Raw genomic sequence first — 19,774 nt, 5'->3', positions numbered from 1 at the left:
TGTTATTCCAACAAGAAGTGACAAAGCAAAGATGAATTTGTCGAAATAATACATGTATGCAATACATTTTTAAAGATTATTGAAATATTTTAAAAATTTTACAAAGAAATTATTTATTTTACTCGAAAAAGGATATATACTAGACCTTGCCGATAGTTTAGGAACTCTGAATAGGAGAAACTAAAATGAACACGATTAAAACACTCATTGCACAAGACAACGTTGCATTAACCGAACAAATCATTTCAAAATTTTCTGAAACTAAGATTTTGAATTTGATCGACACAGCCGCTAATGGAAATGAATGTTTAGACAAGTTAAACAGAAAACATTACGACTTATTAATCATCGATTTAATGCTTTCTGGTATTGACGGACTAGTCGTCTTAAAAGAGTATTTTACTTCAAAGAATTATAATCCAAATATAAAAATCGTCTGTTTATCAGATTTCATGTCTGATATGATGTCACAAATGTTAAATGCATATAATGTACACTATTGTTTTAGAAAACCATTGGATTTGAATTATTTTGTTAAGTCTATTAACGAAATCGTAAATTTTCAAAACGATGACTTGTCACGTCTAGGCAATGACGAATTGGAAAAGTATCAAAAAGTAAAACTGGAAAATGAAATCACAGAAATTTTACATGAAGTAGGCATTCCGGCTCATATTAAAGGCTATATGTATCTTCGTTCTTCTATTATGGAAACATATTACAATCCTGATATTTTAGGGCAGGTAACAAAAGTCTTATATCCTGATATCGCCAGAATGTATAATACTACTTCTTCAAGAGTAGAAAGAGCTATCCGTCACGCAATCGAGGTAGCATGGAATAGGGGGAATACTGATGCGATTGATGAAATCTTCGGATATACAGTATCAGCAACGAAATCAAAACCAACCAATTCAGAATTTATTGCAATGATCTCAGATAAATTAAGATTGGCGCATAAAACAAAAACAACTGCAGTAGGAATGAATCGTTTTCAATAATGCCAATCATCTTCCATATTGATCTTAATTCATTCTACGCGAGTTGTGAAATTGCAAGAAATCCTTCACTTGCCGATAAGCCTGTCGTGATTGCCGGAAATTCACGTCGCGGTGTTATCACGACAGCTTCCTACAGTGCAAGAAAATATGGAGTCCATTCTGCAATGCCTTTATTTCAAGCACAAAAACTCTGTAAACATCTTGTGATCTTACCAGTAGATATGAATTACTATAAATCAATATCGGAACAGTTCTTTAAAATTATTGCTCATTACACATCGGAATTTGAAATTGCAAGCATCGATGAATGTTATGTCGATGTAACAGATATCGTATATGAATATGAAAATGCGATCGAATTAGCCAGTCAGATTCAAAAACAAGTGATGGATACATTACATATTGGCTGTTCGATTGGTATTTCTCATAACCGTTTTTTATCTAAAATGGGAAGTGATTTAAAAAAGCCAAACGGCATCACCGTATTAACAAAGACTAATATTCAGTCTTTTTTATGGCCATTGCCGGTTGGGACAATTCATGGAATCGGTAAAAAAACGGCAGTAAAATTAAATGAAAACGGCATTATCACGATTGGTGATTTTGCTCGTAAAGAAAACTACGACATTATCAAGCAGTATTTGGGGAGGAATGCACTGCTTTTTTATAACCGTGCCAACGGAAATGACGCGGTAAAATTAAACAGTGCCCACAATCAGCTGCAATCCGTTGGAAACTCAACCACTTTAGAAAAAGATACCAACGATATAGAAGTGATTAAAGAGCATCTAAAACGACTGTCAATGCAGGTTTCACAGCGAGCAAAAAAGCGTGATTTGATTTCTAATCATATTACTATTACATTAAAATATACACGTGAACTCAGTATTAACCGTACCTATCGATTAGAAACGGCAACCAATGACTTTGATATTATCTATGAAACGGTGCTGCTTTTATTTGACCTTAATTATGATGATCAGCCAATCCGTTTAGCCGGGGTCAGTTTAAGCAATGTCATTGCCCGAAAAGATTATTCAAAACAACTTTCTCTCTTTAATTATGAAAAAGAAAAGAATGACGATTCTCAAACCGATGAAGTTATTCGCTCGATTCAACAGCAGCTTCCGGATACGGTTAAGCTGACGAAAGCCTCAAAACTATTAAATCAGACAAATCATCAAAAAAAATATATCGATGAAGAATAAAAAAACATGCGTATTCATACTATAAATTGAGGTGATACTATGAATACAGCAATATCGAAGCATTTTAACCATTACCAATATATTTATCTTTTTATGATAATTTTATTTGGCGGTGGTTTTTTTCTTGGTCTGACAATGAAACTTTTACATCAGCCCATGATCCTTTTTCAAACGACGTATATTAACCATTTAATCACTTTAGATAATATTAAAACCTATATGTATCTAATCCTTTTTATCTATGTTTTACTTATTTTCAATTCTCTGCATGTCTTAGGCGTGATTACTTTTGGTGCCTTTATCTTTCTTTATGGAATACATAATGGTGTCTATTTATATAGTTTATGCTCACAATTCCAACATGTTTTTGGTTTTATTGTCGATTTGATCTTTCTTTTGATGCAGTGGGGGAGTATTGCTGTTTTGCTTGTTGGCTGCATCGAGATCGCAATTAATATTTTTGCTGTCACATTTGTGTTTAAAGAAGCAATCCGTCCATCGGAAATTCTTCATCAATACTTAAACTATGGATTCATTTCTGTTTTTATCTTTTTTATCAGCATCATTTTTAAAACATATATGATGAAGTTGTAAAGATAAACAAAAAATTATTAGCATAATAGTTGGTCGAACATTTAAACAATGCTATAATTTAAAGTGGTGATAACATGAAGTATAGCATTGATGAAGCAATCAGCGAATATAAACAGTATATTCGAATTGAAAAAGGGTTATCCAATCAAAGTGTTGCTTCTTATATGACGGAACTGAAAAAGTTTAGGGAATATTTTATTAAAAAGAAAGAAATCAGGGAAATCAGCAAGAACGATATATTGGATTATTTCAGTTATTTAAACGAGCAAGCTTTAAAAAAAAGAACAATTTCACACAATGCTTCTACGCTGAATAATTTTTTTAAATTTTGTATGCGTGAGGGGATCTTAGAGATTGATCCGATGGTAAGCGTGAAATTTCCTAAGTTAGATAAAGATCTTCCAGTTGTGTTAAATGAGCAGGAAGTGGAAGATCTCATGAATGTCGCTTATGCTCAAGCAAGGGAAAATGCGCTGCATTATCGGGATTTTTGTATGTTGGAATTGATGTATGCCGCTGGTCTTAGAATCAGTGAGTTAGTCAATTTAACGATAAATGACTTGCATTTAACAATGAATCTTATTCGTTGTTTTGGAAAGGGATCTAAAGAAAGAATGGTTCCCATTGCCGATTATATGATTGAGATACTCAATGAATATATGCAGGATTATCGTCCGCAGTTAATGAAAGATCATGATTCAAACTATTTGTTTTTAAACTATAAGGGACAGCCGCTTTCACGTCAGTCATTTTGGAAAATGATTAAGCAAAAAGCAGTGTTGGCAAACATAAAAAAGAACATTACGCCTCATACATTAAGGCACAGTTTTGCTACCCATTTGTTAAATCATGGTGCGGATTTGCGTTCTATTCAAGAAATGCTTGGACACTCCAACATTTCAACCACCACAATCTATACTCATGTTACAAATCAAAAAATGATCGATGAATATAAAAAATTTCATCCCCGCAGCAAGCAACAGGAGGAAAAAGAAAATGTATAAGTATAAACGGGTATTTACAATTGTATTGGATTCACTGGGGATCGGAGACGCAAAAGATGCTGAATCTTATGGGGATCAGGGAACAAACACATTAAAACACATTTGTGATCAATATCCGCAGATCGAAGTTCCTAATCTTGAAGGATTAGGACTAGGTGAATTAGATGACTTTAACGGAATTTATAAATTACCTGGATATTTTGGAACTGTTGGTAAATTAAATGAGATCAGCAATGGTAAAGATACCATGACGGGTCATTATGAATTAATGGGATTAAAAGTGGAAAAGCCGTTTAAAACCTTTACAGAGACAGGTTTTCCAGAAGCCTTTATTAAGGAATTCGAAGAAAAAACAGGGTATAAGACGATTGGAAATATCGCTGCCAGCGGAACGGAAATCATTGATTTATATGGTGAACAGCAAATAAAAAATAAGGAATTGATCGTCTATACATCGGCAGATTCTGTATTTCAGATTGCAGCCCATGAAACATACATAGGGCTGGATGAATTATATCGCTGTTGTGAAATTGCACGTGAGTTGCTCTTAAAAGATGAATGGAAAGTGGGACGTGTAATCGCAAGACCCTTCGTAGGAGAGAAAAAAGGAGAGTTCCAACGCACTTCTAATCGTCATGATTGGGCATTAGAACCGTTTGATCGTACAGTTTTAAATACATTAAAAGATAAAGGATTAGATGTCATTGCGGTGGGTAAAATTAATGATATTTTCTGTGGCCAAGGTGTGACCAAAGCCATTACAACTAAAAGTAATGAAGATGGTATGGAGCAAACGATTGCTCTTGCACAAACTGATTTTACCGGTTTAGCATTTATTAATTTAGTCGATTTTGATTCATTGTACGGACATCGTCGTGATCCGATTGGTTATGGGAAAGCATTAGAGAGATTTGACCTTCAGCTCAATGATCTCATGTACCAGCTGCATGAAGATGATTTATTGATTATTACAGCTGATCATGGCAACGATCCTACCTTTAAAGGAAGTGATCATACACGCGAGCAAGTGCCATTGATTCTTTATTCCAAAAAACTAAAAGGAAATCAAAATTTAGGAGATTTAGACAGCTTTGCGACAGTGGGAGCAACAATAGCAGATAATTTTGAATGCTCGTTGCCATCTATTGGAAAATCTATTTTAAATGTTTTATAAATATGCTTTTATTAAGATGAACCTCGTTATTTGAATTCCCAAATAATGATGGTTCATTTTATTATGGCATGCCATCGGCTTAAACTCTACTGTAAGTCGTTTGAATACGATAAACAAGACTAAGAGAGTTATTTCATTCCATAATAAAAGGTGTCTTACCATAGGATAAAACACCTAATATTGAATATTTTTCATCTGCTTATGGAATCTCATCTATAAACCCTCTAAATAAATTAACTTATAACAAATCATATTCATTTCATGATAACAATGCTTCTAATCTTCAATTTGATAATCGATGCAGACGCGAGATTCACGCAATGGTGTTATATACTGGCCAAATGCAACATGACTTGGGTGAATCTGGTATTGATTCAGATCTTCCATCGTTTGGAAAGTAGAAACCAAAATATAATCATAATTATCTTTTACAGCCTGTTCATCATTAAAATAAACATTCAATGAGATAATCTGCTGTATTTCATCTTTTAACTTCAGCATTCTTTCTTTTGCTTCTATAAGATTTTCTTGTTTGCTTTTGCCATTTGCTTCTTCTTTAAATTTAAACATTACAATATGTTGTATCATCATCCATTCCTCCTTTAAACATTATAACACAGCTTGAAAGTAGACGAAAACCTCTTTATAATAGATATTAGTTTTAATAAAGGAGAAATAAAAAAATGTCTACAGATCCTAAAAAATTAGTAAAAACCATTCTATTGACTTATTTACTGGCTTCTGTTATTTTAGCTTCAGGCTATACTTGCAGGGGAGTGCCGGTTTTGATTATTACTTTCTCAGTGATAAGTTTATTGCTTTACGGAAGTGCTGTATTAGCACTGCATCAAAACTATAAAAAATACAAAATAGCGATGTATCGTTTTTTGGAGGGAATTGGAATTGCCTTTTGTTTATTTGCTGTGATAATGGCAGTAATGAATATATAAGAAAAGCCTAGGGTTTTATTCAGATCAAACCTTAGGCTTTTTAGCTGCCTTACTTAGATATTCGTTCAAATACACACATAATAAATAAAGATTATTTACACATCTATTTTGGTTAACATAATATGCATTATCGGAAGTATCATATATTATTAAAACAGGAAAAGGTGAGCATTCATATCACTGTTATAGCACCTTTTCCCTTGGATATTAAAGGATTTCACTTATGAATAATGTTGATGTTAGCTTTTCTATTTCTGTCTTTAATCCATCATCTTGACAACGAACCGCCATATTCGCTAAAGTTATTTCATTATCTATTAATTCAATATTATCAGCCATTCGTATTTCAATTTGTTTTACTTCACACAATAAATCATTCAGCACTGCTTTTAATCCTGACTGATCACCTATAATGGCTTCATGAATTAATATACTATCATTCGATTTTTCATACACTAAATAGCCGATACATGTTTCTTCTTTATAAATGTTTAAAATGAAATGACCTTCATTTTGATGATATGGTATAAAATAATTCTGATAATAATCTATATCACGAATACGATACCCGGTATAAGCTTTGGTAAAAGATTGATATGACTTCAGCAAGCTCTCTGCCCTTACCTCTTTTTTGAAATTGTATACAACATTATCAATATTTTCAAATGGCTGCTTGATTACTGCTTTCTTATGATAATATGTCTCATGGAAATCAAATGAATGGTAAATATCCCAATTATAGGCTTGCAGGATCAATAATTGATCTTCTTTGTGATCATTTAACGCTTGATTCATCATAGTTCGCATAAAACCATTGCCCCTGAAATTGCGTTTTGTGCAGACCCCGACAATAAAATGGGTATCCACATCCTTATCCCCTATTTTTAAAGTCATGGGCTTTATTTGCATCGCGGCTAAGATCTGGCCATAGCATTCAATGGCATATGTATATGTCGGATTATATAAATGATTGAAGTAAAAATCCGTTGAAGTCTCATTTTCATCTGCAAAGCAGTCCAACCACAATTGTTTGATTTGTGCGGTATATTGATCATCAGGACGAATAAGTTTGGTTTGATTTAACCCAATGGCATATTTATTTAAACGATATAAAGGATGCAAATCCATTTTTGCCTTTCTTAATTCAGGAAGACCTAAGTCATCTTCACGATTAATAAAATGATAGTCTAAATGTTCATTCAAGAAATGTTTTAATACAGCTACATATAAACCACGAATACTGCGGTTTGCCTTTTCAACATGAATCTGCAGAGTATCTTTATAGAGTCTTGAAGCCAATGTAAAAGCTTCTATTTTGCCATCAATATACAAACATCCGCCCAACAGGTTCAGTTCATCATAATGGGCTAACAGTCCCCCAATTCCGTTGATTTCTGCTTCAATATCTTCTTTTCGATCATGGGAATCCTTCCATTGATTTAAAAAGCGAAGAACCTCTTCTTGCATGTAGTTTTGATAAGGAATAAATTTAAAACGTCCCTCGTATTCTTTTATAAAAGCATTATAATGATTGCGGCGTTTTTGCATTTTCTTCCCTTTTAAAGTGGCATGCATAGATACATCATAAACATAATCTCCGGCATTTTCTTCTAATCGCCATATAAAAGTGTTTTTAGGATAATATTTCTTTAGTAATTCTACAAATGGTTCCACTGCCGCTTCCACAACAAATTCTATTTCGTGCTGTTTTGAATACTCCAGCATAAAATCTACTGCCTCCTTGAAATGGGCTTCATCACATAGCGGCATCATCCATCTTATTCGATCATGATAGAGCCAGTAACCGACAAAAAAATGTTCATGAATTTCATAATAAAGTTCATAGACATCTTTCCACATCAATAATGTGACGATGTTGCAGTTATATTCATTGTAGCCATACTTCTCTATGTATGACCGGATTTCTTCAATATCATTATAGTCTATTTTTTTCATAAATTTCTCCTGTTACGCCAATATTATACCACACTCAATGATTATTAAAATTAAAATGCACAAAAAAGGCATTAGAGACTCTCTAACACCTTTTTATTGACCATATATTGAATGAATTGAGTGGCTGTGCGTCCGGAAAAACCACCGTTACGAATTTCCCAAATCATTGCTTGAGCATGCAGTTCTTCCCGGTCAATCTCTAAATGATACTTTTTTGCTAAAGTATCAACAATATTCAAAAATTCATCTTTTGCCGGATGTGAATAGAGAATCGTAATGCCAAAACGATTGACTAATGACAATTTTTCCTGCATAGCATCGTTTAAGTTCACTTCATCAACATTCTGTCGTTCAGACCAGCTTTGCTTGATCAGATGACGACGGTTGCTTGTAGCATAAATAATAATATTATTTGGTTTTTCTTCCAATCCGCCTTCAATAACGCTTTTTAAATACTTATATTCAGTTTCAAAATCTTCAAAAGATAAGTCATCCATGTAAATAATAAACTTGTAGTGACGATTTTGCAAAGTATGAATGATTTCCGGCAGGAATTGAAATTGGTGTTTATAGACTTCCACAATCCTTAAACCATCCTGATAGAAGTCATTTAAGATAGCTTTGATACTTGTTGATTTACCGGTTCCGCTATCCCCATACAACAATACATTATTTGCTTTTTCACCTAGTAAAAAAGCCTTCGTATTTGCCACCAATTTTTCTTTTTGACTGGTGTAGCCAACTATATCATTTAATGTATAACTCTCTACATGAGCAATTGGAATAATCTTATGCTGATCGTAGCGAAACGCCTTATTTAAGCCGTAGAAGCCTACTCCATAAGTAGAATAGTGATCCTTTAAAACTTCATAAAAGGCTTCTACAGAAGCCGTATTGGCTAAATGAGCGCAAAGATTGGATAACAAACGATGCACTTGTGGATCCATCATATGTTTTTTGATTTTGTAGCCATTAAACATAGGCTGATATAGTTCATTTAGACTAGAAAAGTCATAGTGAAACAGCTTATAGATAATAGAAAGGTCTGATAAAACAATCGCTTTTAAAGAAGCGCTAATTTCTTCTTTTCTTTCTAATGCCAATGTAAAAGAATTTTCATGATAAGCCAATAGAAGTGTGATGTATACTTGAAACAGTTGTCCGTCGATTGCATAGCTCTCTTTGATTTTTAACAGCTGGTGAAAAAGATCAATTTCATATTGATTCGGCGCCTTTTGCCAAGCTAAGAAAACAGAAAGCGGTTCTTCACTAATCAAATCGACTTTTAACGGACGATATAAAGTAAGCTGACTTAAATCCATTGATTTCACCTTAATTCTTAAAACTGTGAATTGGAGCAGGCACTCTGCCACCACGGTTTACAAATTTAGAACAATCGTATTCATTTACTTTCATGATTGGTGCATAACCTAACAATCCACCAAATACTGCTTCTTCACCAACATCTTTACCGATTACAGGGATGATTCTTACTGCTGTTGTTTTTTGATTGATCATACCGATCGCCATTTCATCTGCAATAATTCCTGAGATTGTGCTCTCTGTTGTCTTCCCTGGAATCGCGATCATATCCAGCCCTACTGAACACACACATGTCATTGCTTCTAATTTTTCAAGTGTCAGTGCCCCTGCTCGGGCAGCATCAATCATTGCTTGATCTTCACTGACCGGAATAAATGCCCCGCTTAAACCACCCACATAAGAAGATGCCATGACACCGCCTTTTTTAACTTGGTCGTTTAAAATCGCTAATGCTGCTGTAGTTCCCGGAGCTCCAACAGATTCCAATCCCATTTCCTCTAAAATTTCCGCAATACTGTCTCCTACAGCCGGTGTAGGTGCTAAAGAAAGATCGATGATTCCAAAGGGCACATCAAGCTTTTTAGAGGCTTCCTGAGCTACCAATTGTCCGACACGTGTAATTTTAAACGCTGTTTTCTTAATGGTTTCACATAACTCACCAAAATCTTTTCCACGTGATTGTTCAATGGCCTTTTTCACAACACCAGGACCGCTGACTCCGACATTGATAATGCAATCTGCTTCTGTCACACCATGGAAAGCCCCTGCCATGAATGGATTATCATCAGGTGCATTACATAGAATTACCAGTTTTGCACATCCCAAAGAATCTTCTTCTTTTGTCAGTTCAGCTGTATCTTTAATAATCTTCCCGCATAATTTGATTGCATCCATATTCAGTCCTGTTTTAGTAGATCCCACCACTACCGAACTACAGACAGAGCTAGTTACTGCCATTGCTTCAGGAATAGATTCAATCAGTAATTTTTCAGCCGGTGACATTCCTTTTGAAACGACAGCTGTATATCCTCCGATAAAATTAACTCGAGTCGCTTTTGCAGCTTTATCTAATGCCTTAGCAATCTTCACAAAGTCTTGTGTTGAATGACAACTGCTGCTGCCTACAAATCCAATTGGTGTTACAGAGATTCTTTTATTGACGATGGGCACCCCAAATTTCTTTTCAATTTCTTCTCCAACCGATACTAAATCCTGTGCTTTAGTAGTAATTTTATGATAGATATTTTCACATACCTTATCAATATTACTGTCCATGCAATCCAACAGGCTGATCCCCATCGTAATCGTTCTTACATCCAAGTTTTCCTGTTCGATCATTTTATTGGTTTCATTTACTTCAAACGTATTAATCATTCTAGACCTCCGTTAAATACGATGCATCTTATTAAAGATGTTTTCGTGTTGTAATTTAATATTGACTCCGATTTCTTTACCTAAAGCATCCAATTCATCAGCGACATTTCCAAATGTTTCTTCAACTTTTGAGGCATCGACGATCATCATCATATTAAAATAATCCTGTACAATCGTTTGTGAGATATCTAAAATGTTCATTTCATGTTTCGCTAGAAAAGTACATACTTTTGCGATAATTCCTACTTGATCTTTTCCTACTACGGTAATGACTGCTTTGTTCATATACATCCTCCTTGTTATATCTGTTAGCATTATAACAAAATACGATATAAAATACTACCTGTGATCCTATAAAAAAACCGGTAAAAAGAAGACTTTTACCGGTTTTTCATTATTATAATCGCAAGATCTTTTTTACTTGATCCAAGACTGCACGGCCGTTCATGGTGCCATAATCCACCATATCAATCATTTGGATGGGTATTGATCGTCTTATCGTCTCTTGAATGTGATGTTTTTCAAAGCGTTCTTGGGGTGATAAGAGAATGACATCTGCTTTATCGCTCCATGTGTTCAAGTCTTCTTTTGACACTGGTTGAATAGCGATTTCAATGCCATCGTCCCTGGCGGCTGCTTCCATATTATGTATCAACATATTAGGGGCTTCGGGACATTCGATGATAATTGTCTTCATTGCCAGCTCCTCCTTTTTTCTAATTATATCATACAATGTGCGGCAATTTATGTAAACCCTTCCATTTAATTTTTGTCAAGATATTTGCTTAAAATAATATTCTGTCTACATTTATATATACCGCTTTCAAAAAGGCGTGACAAATGAGTGAAAATGTGCTTTAATATATATGTAAATTAATTATATAGGAGGAACTTACAATGGTAAGAATTATGTTAGCATGTGCAGCTGGTATGTCAACTAGTTTATTAGTAACTAAAATGCAGACAGCAGCTAAAGAATCAGGAGTAGAAGCAGAAATCTGGGCAGTACCAGAAGCAGACGTTGAAAAAAACGTTGGTAAATTTGACGTATGTTTATTAGGACCTCAAGTACGTTTCAAATTAAAAGCTATCCAAAAAATCGCTGATGGTAAATGGCCAGTAGATGTTATTGAAATGACAGCTTATGGTACTATGAACGGTAAAAAAGTATTTGACTTTGCTATGGATACTTACAACAATTTCTATAACAAATAATAAACTATTAAAATAAAAGACGGGGGTTCTCCTCCGTTTTTTATTACTTGAAAGATGAAAAAAATATTAGTAGTAAGTGATACTCATATGGATAATGATACCTTTTCTTTAATAACTGACAGACATCGTGACTGCGATTATTTTGTACACTGCGGAGATTCTTCTTTACCCTATAACGATCCGCTGTTAGATGGTTATATCACGGTGATTGGCAATCACGATGATGATCCTCATTTCGATCAATATCGTTTCTTTAAAGCAGAAGACAAGCGTATATTCGTTACCCATGGGCATCTCTATGATGTTTATTCAAGTTATGACAAGTTGTATCAAAAAGCAAAGCAAATGAAATGTTCACTAGTCTTACACGGTCATACTCATATTCCCCATCTGCAGACAATTAAAGGTATAACGTTCATCAATCCCGGCAGTGTGATGTTCAACCGATCTCACTATGGCTATGGAACGTATGCGATTGTATTTATTGATCATGCACAAGTATCTGTTCATTTTTATCATCACGAAACGCATCAAATCGTAGATGACATTGTTCTTTTAGATGGGAATGAAATGCTGAAGGAATTTGGGTTCAATTCCGATTTAACAGATTAAAAAGCACCTCCTAAGAGATGCTTTTTTTGTTATACAACGTCTTTCATATTTTCGATAGCTTGTACTCTTCGGATATTATTTAGTGAAATTAACACCAGAACGGCAACAAGTAAAATATCAAAAATCATGATTGATACAATTAAGGTGAGCAAGATATTTTGTCCTAATTGGAACGCCGCTGACAGCTTCAGCTTTGATTCCAGTATACAAACCGGTATAAAGATGGCAGTAACTAGAGCAGAAGCATTGATATACCCTTCTAAGTATTCAAAAACAAATAGTTTATATAGCTGATATGAGGTCATTCCAACTGATTTCATAATACTGATATCACCACGTTTTAAATGCACATTTCCCACAAGGACGTTATTGATATTTAAAACAGAAATGATAAACAACAGGAAGAATAACGGATACAACAAGGATTCAATCATAAAGGATACTACTTTATTTTCCTGTGCTCTTAATAAGACATTATCATACGTATATGTGTCTTGAGCTCCGGAATTAGAAATAGCCTTGTCAATCGCCAGTGTTGCTTTTGTTACTGTCGCCTTATTGCTTAAGACAATCTTTGCCGCTTCTTTAACGGTAAAGTACTGCTGATATTTGATTCCATAGCGAGATGACATAGCTACAATACGTGGATATTCATCATAATCGCAATAAAGACCTTCGACCCCTTCATCCACTAAAGCAATAGCCGATACATTTTCATATAATGTCTCTAGTGATTCCGTCATATATAAACGGTCCCCAACTTTTAGCTGATCAAACAGCCCCTCTGCTACTTTTGAACCTTTTCTTAATACCACGACCATTCCACCATTATCCAAATCATCCAATGATCCAGCTACAACATAAGGTTTTAATCGATCTAATTGCTCATGGTCCAACAGCAAGGTTGCCGTTTGAATCTGACCGTACAAAATTCCGTTTTCATCTGTATTTTCTACGTAGCTTACACGAGCATTGCTCTTATAAGTTTTAAAATTAACCTGATTAATAGCATCTACCGGATATTGAATATACGGTCCTAAAACCTGACGTTTGATATCCATCGACTCCGGAATCAATTCACGATCATCAATAGCTTGATACAATTCGTCATAAAGATCCAGATTAATTGGAGTAGCCGTATTCATAGGGATAGAATTTTCAATGGAGAAGTCATAATTCACCGAAGCGGTTTCGTTTTTATATGAGAAATTGCTTAAAAATACCGCAAAGAAAATAACTGTCGTTAAAATAAGCAATGCAAAAGATTGAAAAATATTACGTGTTTGTTTTTTTAAACGTCCATTATAGATTAAAAACATTTTCCAAGAAAAGCTCTTCGACATATAACTTTGGCGCTGACGAGGCGGATCATAGTTATATGCAACATCTTTCAAATCTTCAATAGCATTAGAATGAATATAACGGCTGTAAGAATGATGTCCTAAGATCAGCATTAACCCAAATCCGATTAAGAAGGATGAAATCAATGTAAATGGATTCATGATCATCGACCAGGCAAACGGTAATGCTAACTGCTTGATAAACATCTTTAATACAAAGTAAGAAATCAAAATCCCAAATACGATGCCTAAAAAAGCTCCAAGCAGACCTAATGCCGATAATTCAATCTTTAATAAATGATTAATATCTTTTGGTGTTGCTCCAATTGATTTTAATAAACCAAATTCTTTTCGGCGGTCTTTGTCGGTAATGATAAAGACATTCTTTAAAGAAATGACTGACATCATGACTGCGATCAGAACAATCGCCGCAAACATGACTAACAAGGTTGTGGTGTCTTTTAAATAATTTTTAACCGTATCATAAGAAATTGCTGAATTATTCATCTGAATTTCTTGGGTATCGGCATGAAAGATTTCACTGATCATCGTTAATGAGTCAGCACGTTGTACCTGATCATCTCGAATGATCACATTACGATTCGTGCTATTGGCATTATCCGTTACATAAACCGGAGCCGCTGAAGTTGTCAGCTGAGCAAACAATTCGGTTGCTTCATATACCCCGACAACTTTATAAGAAGCGGTTTTGCTTGGGATCTGAGCAAATACATTGCTGTCCACTTGATATACACCGTTTGAGGCAGCATTGGACTCAATCAAATCCAATGAGAGTGTATCCCCTACTTTTAAACCTAATTGGTTAGGGACGACAATCTCATCATTGCCATTTGGCAGTGTTCCAGTTTCAATGATGATGGGCAAAGGAGAATCTTCTTCAAGCAAAGTTAGCTGATGAAGCGCTAATGAATGATCCTGATACGTTGAATACGTATTCAAATCATAATCATACGTGGTCTGATGACGTGTCAACGGTTCACCCTCATTGCTGTTGAAGATGTAATGGTATTCTCCTGTCGTTTCCTTATTTGGGATCTTAGTTAAAGAAAAGACATTGGTAAACAGGGTTAAAGAAGTAAAGATTATCGCAACACTTAAAGAAATCGCAATCAAACTTAAAAGCGTACGCTGTTTTTTCTTTACAATATTGATAAGAGCTAATTTATTAATATATTTACTTACCTTCATGATAGAACGTCGGTTCCTTTTCTTCGATTGCTTTCATCAGCATTTTTTTGCGTTTTGTGGTCATCCATCTTGCATTGTCAAAAGTATCCACAAATTGAAGCAATTCTTCTTTTGTTGAAATGGATTTAACTACTTTATTCTTTTTCATGTTTTTAAATTCAATACATCTAGCTCTTGCAAAAACATCCATTCCTTCTAAGAACAGGTCAAAATACACTTTCATGACATCTTCTACTTTTTCATCTTTTTTATCTTCTGTCGTTTTTAAATCTTCATTATAAATAAAGAAAAGTGTACGAAGCATTTCATTATAATCAATAACAAAGTTCCCGGTTTTCATATCCCATTTTTCATATTCCTCATCGATATGTACAGAAAACTCCATATTATCTAATTTTTCTTGTGCACGTTTAAAGATTTCATCTTTATCTAAACGTTTGATTGAAGTTTCTTCGATCGGACTATCTTCTCCTTCAGTTTGGAAGTCCTTAATGATGTGTCCATCCTGAATTTCTAAAACACGATCCGCATAACGAGCTAAATTCAAGTCATGTGTGATCATCACGATGGTCTGGTTATATTTTTTAGAAGCTAACACCAAAAACTCCATGATTTCTTTTGCTAACTTACTATTCAAATTTCCGGTCGGTTCATCAGCCAAAATAATGCTCGGCTTGTGAATCAAAGCTCTTGCAATCGCAACACGCTGCTGTTCCCCACCCGACATTTTGCTAGGATAGAAATCCAAACGATCTTTGATCCCCAACAATTCCACTAATTCATTGAAATATTGGCGGTCTACTTTTTTCTCGTCCAACATCAGCGGCAGTTCGATATTTTCTCTTGCGGTCAACACCGGAACTAAGTTGAAGAACTGATAAATGATTCCTACCTCTCTTCTTCTAAAGATCGCTAAACCTTCCTGATCCAGTTTTGTTACATCTTTACCGTTAATGAAAATTTCACCGGTAGTAACGGTATCTACCCCAGCCATCATATGCATCAAAGTGGACTTACCTGAACCGGATGTTCCAATGATACAAACAAATTCTCCTCTCTCGATAGAAAAAGAAGAATTTTTTAGGGCTTCTACCTTAATATCGCCAGAACCATAGGTTTTACTGACGTCTTTTACATTGATTACTGCCATATTATCCTCCTAATATAATAAAAATACACGTTAACATTGTAACCCTTTTCAGGTTAAAATGCAATTTATTGTATATAAAAAATAATCCAGTTTATTCAGCTGGATTATTGCTTTCAGTGGCTTTTTCTTCGTTTCTTTTTCTCTTGTATTCAATGATAAACATTACTTCTTTAAGATCTTCATCAGGCAGTTCCGTTAACAGACGTGCAATATTTGCGATATTATAATAATCATATTTTTTACCGCTCATGATTTCTTCTACACTGCGTCCATAAAGATTGGATAAAATCTTTAATTCCCCGACGGTGACGTCACGTTTACCATTTTCAATATCTGAAATGGCTGAATGGGGAACGTTTAAATAAGAAGCAACCTCTTTTTGGGTTAAATGCTTAAAGTTTCTATATACTTTTAATCTTTTCGCTAATGCCATATCAATAGCCATATTCTCACCTCGATTTTAAGAATATCATAAATCGTCAGGAATTTCAATTTAGAAATATTAAAAATATAAAATATTTTTTCCTAGGTTATATTTACGATATTTGCAACTTATTGGAAATACCTATTTTTCATTTAAGGAAAAGCTTATTTCATTTAGCAATTTTCAACATTACTTGACTTCTTTATTATTGAAATATCCTAACGTGTAATCTTTATTTCCGTGCCAGTAGCTTTGACTGTTATCAGCAATGATATGCTGATAATCCTCGATGACACGCTGTACTTCTGCTTGTGTTTCAATTGTCATTTTTAAAACGATGAAATCGGCCTGCAGATTTGAAAGCTCATCTACATATTGAATTTTCGCGTTATATAAATGCATACGGCATTCTTCATCCATTATAATAGGAAATTGTTCATTTTTCCTATCTATTAAATAGTATTGACCAATTTCACAGCGATTACACCCCTTTTTTTGACAACCGTAATGCTGCTGCGAAATAGGACAGTATCTGGTAATCATCGTTTCTAATCGCCCATATGCAACATAACCGATTTCTTGCTGACCGCAATGAAGCTGATTAATCTGCATCTCACTCATTTCGACAGATAAGATAACATCATTATTTTTAATCAAGTCATGATTTAAAGCATAACTGTTCGTAATGTTTAAACTGCTGTCTAAAATAAGCTTCTTTTCTGAAAAATAATACAAAGCCCCTATATCTCCCACCATTATTTTATCAAACAACGGATATATAGAAGATGATTTGATTTGTTTTAATTGCTCATCATCAATGATTCTTGATAGGTATGGGATTAAAGACACGTTTGTCTTTTGGCATAAAGAATAGGCTTCTTTTAATGAGGGATGAAATGGATAGTAGATAATCTTTGCCCCTGCATGGATTGCCGCTTCACATTGTTCCAACGTTTGAACATGCACATGAATCTCTTTGATAAAACGCTCAGAGGCTGCCGAACGATTAGGTTCAAACGCTTTAGATTGTCGCTGATGCGTTAATCTTGCTTGATCTAATGCTTCGATTCCCTTACGACGCAATTCATTTAATTCTTTAATGGCAAATTGAACGTTATCGGGTAAATTCACAATCGTTTTTTCAGCTATGTAGACCGTATTTCCTAATTTAGATAACTGTTGTTGTATTCTTTCTAAAGATAACGGACTGTTCATTGCCTTTTCAAGGATGGCAGATGACTGCACTGCAACCTGACAGTGTTTAGCGGTCAATGTCAATGTCAGCGGCCCTCCAATCTTGCCGGATAATTGAAGTGTAATCGGACTCTTAATCTTCTTTTCACTATATTCCTTTTGTAGTTTTTGAATCAGTTGAGCTGAAGATGTTTTAAAAACTTTCGTTCCTTCTTTGATTTTCACGTTAAACTCTACCGCAATTTCATCTTGTGGTTTTCCTTGATTCACCAAACGGTCACGATAATACATTTTGTTAACAACTCTTCCGCTGTCTTCAAAGCCAAAGCGAATACCATCCCCTTGAGCTAAAGGTTGATTTAATTTTATATAAACCAATTGTTCTTTGCGATCATATTGAGTAACTTCACCGATTTCTATTCCGAAGTTTCCGGGAAAGATATCCGTAATGATTTCTTTTTCATGATAAGCATGTCCTAAAGAGAAACTGCGGTTAAACATTTGAAACATTTCCGCTTTTTCTTCTTGAATATCTCCAACAGAATGTGTTTTTAACCATTGGTCTATCGCATGACGATAGCTTTTAACTACTGCCGCAACATATTCAGGACGTTTCATTCTTCCTTCGATTTTAAACGAAGTAACGCCTGCCTCAATATAATCACCAATATTATCAATCACACAGATATCTTTTGCCGAAAGCAAATAATGAGGAGCATAATCTAATGATTTATCTTCTAATTTCAATTTATATGGCAGACGGCATGGCTGCGCACATTTTCCTCTGTTACCACTTCTTTTACCAATTAAGCTGGACATCAAGCATTGTCCTGAATAACACATACATAAGGCACCGTGAATAAACACTTCAATATCAATCGGTGTATGCTTAGCAATATAGCGGATTTCTTCCATCGTATTTTCCCGCGCTAATACTACCCGTTTGACACCTTGCTTCTCCATTGCCTTTACTCCCGAAAGCTGATGAATGCTTGCCTGAGTAGAGGCATGTATTTCAAAATCAGGATATAACTTTTTTACTTCTGCCATCAAACCCAAATCCTGAATGATCAAAGCATCGACGTTCATTAAATATAAACGGTCAATGTATTCCATTAGTTCTTTGAATTCTTCATCATAAAACAGGGTGTTCACCGTCACGTAAATTTTCACATGGCGTAAATGTGCATATTTAATCGCTTCTTGCAGTTCTTCATCGCTAAAATTCGCTGCATAGGCACGGGCATTAAACATTGTCCCGCCTAAATAAACGGCATTTGCCCCGCTGTTCACCGCTGCCTTTAGTGATTCCAAACTTCCTGCCGGTGCTAATAATTCTATATTTTTCATAATTTTTCTATCAGTGAGTAACACATCTTAGCAGATGCTGCGCTTGCGATTTTTAAATATTCGTCAAATTGCATTTCACTGTTTCCTTTTCCAAAGATATCGCTTAATGATCGGGTAATAATAAAGGGCACACCATAAATCGTACAGACCTGAGCAATTGCCGCCGCTTCCATCTCAGCGCATTGGGCATTTGGGAAATGTTGTTTTATATTTTTTACCTGAACATCTTTAGCCACGAACATGTCACCTGAAACGATCAGTCCCGTATGAGCTGAAATACAGTTGTCACTAAGGACTTGCTTTGTCATTTCCATTAACTGAGGATCTGCTTCAAAAAAGCGCGGACTGCCTGCCATTTGACCATATTCGTAATTAAATGCCGTGACATCCACATCATGATAGCCAACCATTGAAGAAATAACAACATCTCCTACTTCTTGATCTAAAGATAGCCCCCCGGCACTGCCGATATTAATCAACTGTTCAGGATGATAATTTTCAAAAAGCAGTGTGGCTGAAACTGCCGCATTTACCTTTCCAATCCCCCCTTGGACAACGACACAGTCTTTATTGGCAATTTTTCCTATATGATATTTATAATTCAATTTTTCTTGTGTACAAGTGACGTCCATCAATTCTAAAATAGCTTCTACTTCTTCTATCATTGCACCGATTATTCCAATCATTTTATTTCCT

Annotated in this window: 19 protein-coding genes; 8 read left to right on the top strand and 11 right to left on the bottom strand. The window is 34.9% G+C overall.

Going from position 1 to position 19,774, the window contains the following annotated elements; all coding sequences use genetic code 11:
• The first annotated feature begins 185 nt into the window (after positions 1 to 185).
• The 5 genes from spo0A (at position 186) to BN1225_RS07995 (ending at position 4,981) form a co-directional block, all read left to right on the top strand.
• Positions 186 to 1,001: a sporulation transcription factor Spo0A gene (gene spo0A, locus BN1225_RS08015; RefSeq protein WP_041139286.1), complete on the top strand. Its 816-nt coding sequence runs from the start codon at positions 186 to 188 to the stop codon at positions 999 to 1,001.
• The gene (locus BN1225_RS08010; RefSeq protein ID WP_041139285.1) at positions 1,001 to 2,209 is read left to right on the top strand and encodes a DNA polymerase IV; all 1,209 of its coding nucleotides are present in this window, start codon (positions 1,001 to 1,003) and stop codon (positions 2,207 to 2,209) included. The genes spo0A and BN1225_RS08010 overlap by 1 nt, the downstream gene beginning before the upstream one ends.
• 39 nt (positions 2,210 to 2,248) lie before the next feature.
• Positions 2,249 to 2,803: a hypothetical protein gene (locus BN1225_RS08005; protein ID WP_041139284.1), complete on the top strand. Its 555-nt coding sequence runs from the start codon at positions 2,249 to 2,251 to the stop codon at positions 2,801 to 2,803.
• 74 nt (positions 2,804 to 2,877) lie between these two features.
• Entirely contained in the window at positions 2,878 to 3,807 is a 930-nt protein-coding gene (gene xerD / locus BN1225_RS08000) for a site-specific tyrosine recombinase XerD (RefSeq protein WP_052466488.1), read from the top strand.
• On the top strand, positions 3,800 to 4,981 hold the full coding sequence (locus BN1225_RS07995; RefSeq protein WP_041139283.1) for a phosphopentomutase: 1,182 nt from the start codon (positions 3,800 to 3,802) through the stop codon (positions 4,979 to 4,981). Before xerD ends, BN1225_RS07995 begins: the two co-directional genes overlap by 8 nt.
• Before the next feature lie 276 nt (positions 4,982 to 5,257).
• Here BN1225_RS07995 and BN1225_RS07990 read toward each other — a convergent pair whose 3' ends face one another.
• Positions 5,258 to 5,572, bottom strand: a complete 315-nt coding sequence (locus BN1225_RS07990; protein WP_052466486.1) for a Dabb family protein — start codon at positions 5,570 to 5,572, stop codon at positions 5,258 to 5,260.
• Between the two features lie 92 nt (positions 5,573 to 5,664).
• Here BN1225_RS07990 and BN1225_RS07985 point away from each other — a divergent pair, with 92 nt between their 5' ends.
• Positions 5,665 to 5,931, top strand: coding sequence for a hypothetical protein (locus BN1225_RS07985; protein WP_041139282.1), 267 nt, complete (start codon positions 5,665 to 5,667; stop codon positions 5,929 to 5,931).
• Positions 5,932 to 6,138: 207 nt separating this feature from the next.
• On the opposite strand, the gene BN1225_RS07980 is transcribed toward BN1225_RS07985, so the two are convergent.
• From BN1225_RS07980 to BN1225_RS07960, 5 genes are all read right to left on the bottom strand, one after another.
• Positions 6,139 to 7,887 carry a GNAT family N-acetyltransferase gene (locus BN1225_RS07980; protein ID WP_052466484.1) on the bottom strand — a complete coding sequence of 583 codons (1,749 nt, stop codon included), beginning with the start codon at positions 7,885 to 7,887 and terminating at the stop codon, positions 6,139 to 6,141.
• Positions 7,888 to 7,958: 71 nt separating this feature from the next.
• Positions 7,959 to 9,209, bottom strand: a complete 1,251-nt coding sequence (locus BN1225_RS07975) for an ATP-binding protein (protein WP_041139281.1) — start codon at positions 9,207 to 9,209, stop codon at positions 7,959 to 7,961.
• A 10-nt stretch (positions 9,210 to 9,219) separates the two neighbouring features.
• Positions 9,220 to 10,584, bottom strand: coding sequence for a PFL family protein (locus tag BN1225_RS07970; RefSeq protein WP_041139280.1), 1,365 nt, complete (start codon positions 10,582 to 10,584; stop codon positions 9,220 to 9,222).
• A gap of 12 nt (positions 10,585 to 10,596) precedes the next feature.
• Positions 10,597 to 10,869, bottom strand: a complete 273-nt coding sequence (locus BN1225_RS07965; protein ID WP_041139279.1) for an ACT domain-containing protein — start codon at positions 10,867 to 10,869, stop codon at positions 10,597 to 10,599.
• A gap of 112 nt (positions 10,870 to 10,981) precedes the next feature.
• A complete protein-coding gene (locus BN1225_RS07960; RefSeq protein ID WP_041139278.1) occupies positions 10,982 to 11,281 on the bottom strand; it encodes a PTS sugar transporter subunit IIB in 300 nt (99 codons plus the stop codon).
• A gap of 200 nt (positions 11,282 to 11,481) precedes the next feature.
• On the opposite strand from BN1225_RS07960, the gene BN1225_RS07955 reads away from it, so the two are divergent.
• Positions 11,482 to 11,799: a PTS sugar transporter subunit IIB gene (locus BN1225_RS07955; RefSeq protein ID WP_041139277.1), complete on the top strand. Its 318-nt coding sequence runs from the start codon at positions 11,482 to 11,484 to the stop codon at positions 11,797 to 11,799.
• 54 nt (positions 11,800 to 11,853) lie between these two features.
• Positions 11,854 to 12,411 carry a YfcE family phosphodiesterase gene (locus tag BN1225_RS07950; protein ID WP_041139276.1) on the top strand — a complete coding sequence of 186 codons (558 nt, stop codon included), beginning with the start codon at positions 11,854 to 11,856 and terminating at the stop codon, positions 12,409 to 12,411.
• A 29-nt stretch (positions 12,412 to 12,440) separates the two neighbouring features.
• Here the strand turns inward: BN1225_RS07950 and BN1225_RS07945 are convergent, their stop codons facing one another.
• The 5 genes from BN1225_RS07945 to BN1225_RS07925 form a co-directional block, all read right to left on the bottom strand.
• Positions 12,441 to 14,960 carry an ABC transporter permease gene (locus BN1225_RS07945; protein ID WP_041139275.1) on the bottom strand — a complete coding sequence of 840 codons (2,520 nt, stop codon included), beginning with the start codon at positions 14,958 to 14,960 and terminating at the stop codon, positions 12,441 to 12,443.
• Positions 14,947 to 16,110, bottom strand: coding sequence for an ABC transporter ATP-binding protein (locus tag BN1225_RS15210; protein ID WP_074434810.1), 1,164 nt, complete (start codon positions 16,108 to 16,110; stop codon positions 14,947 to 14,949). Before BN1225_RS15210 ends, BN1225_RS07945 begins: the two co-directional genes overlap by 14 nt.
• Before the next feature lie 91 nt (positions 16,111 to 16,201).
• Complete coding sequence (locus BN1225_RS07935; RefSeq protein WP_041139274.1) at positions 16,202 to 16,555, bottom strand: helix-turn-helix transcriptional regulator; 354 nt, start codon at positions 16,553 to 16,555, stop codon at positions 16,202 to 16,204.
• 168 nt (positions 16,556 to 16,723) lie between these two features.
• Positions 16,724 to 19,078 carry a U32 family peptidase gene (locus BN1225_RS14365; RefSeq protein WP_041139273.1) on the bottom strand — a complete coding sequence of 785 codons (2,355 nt, stop codon included), beginning with the start codon at positions 19,076 to 19,078 and terminating at the stop codon, positions 16,724 to 16,726.
• The gene (locus BN1225_RS07925) at positions 19,075 to 19,764 is read right to left on the bottom strand and encodes a 5'-methylthioadenosine/adenosylhomocysteine nucleosidase (protein ID WP_041139272.1); all 690 of its coding nucleotides are present in this window, start codon (positions 19,762 to 19,764) and stop codon (positions 19,075 to 19,077) included. Before BN1225_RS07925 ends, BN1225_RS14365 begins: the two co-directional genes overlap by 4 nt.
• Positions 19,765 to 19,774: the final 10 nt, after the last annotated feature.

It is taken from the genome of Beduini massiliensis, assembly GCF_000829905.1.
In the GTDB taxonomy this organism is placed as follows: Bacteria; Bacillota_I; Bacilli_A; order Erysipelotrichales; family Coprobacillaceae; genus Beduini; species Beduini massiliensis.
Note: the sequence above shows the minus strand (reverse complement) of the source record. Positions and strands in the feature narration are given on the sequence as shown.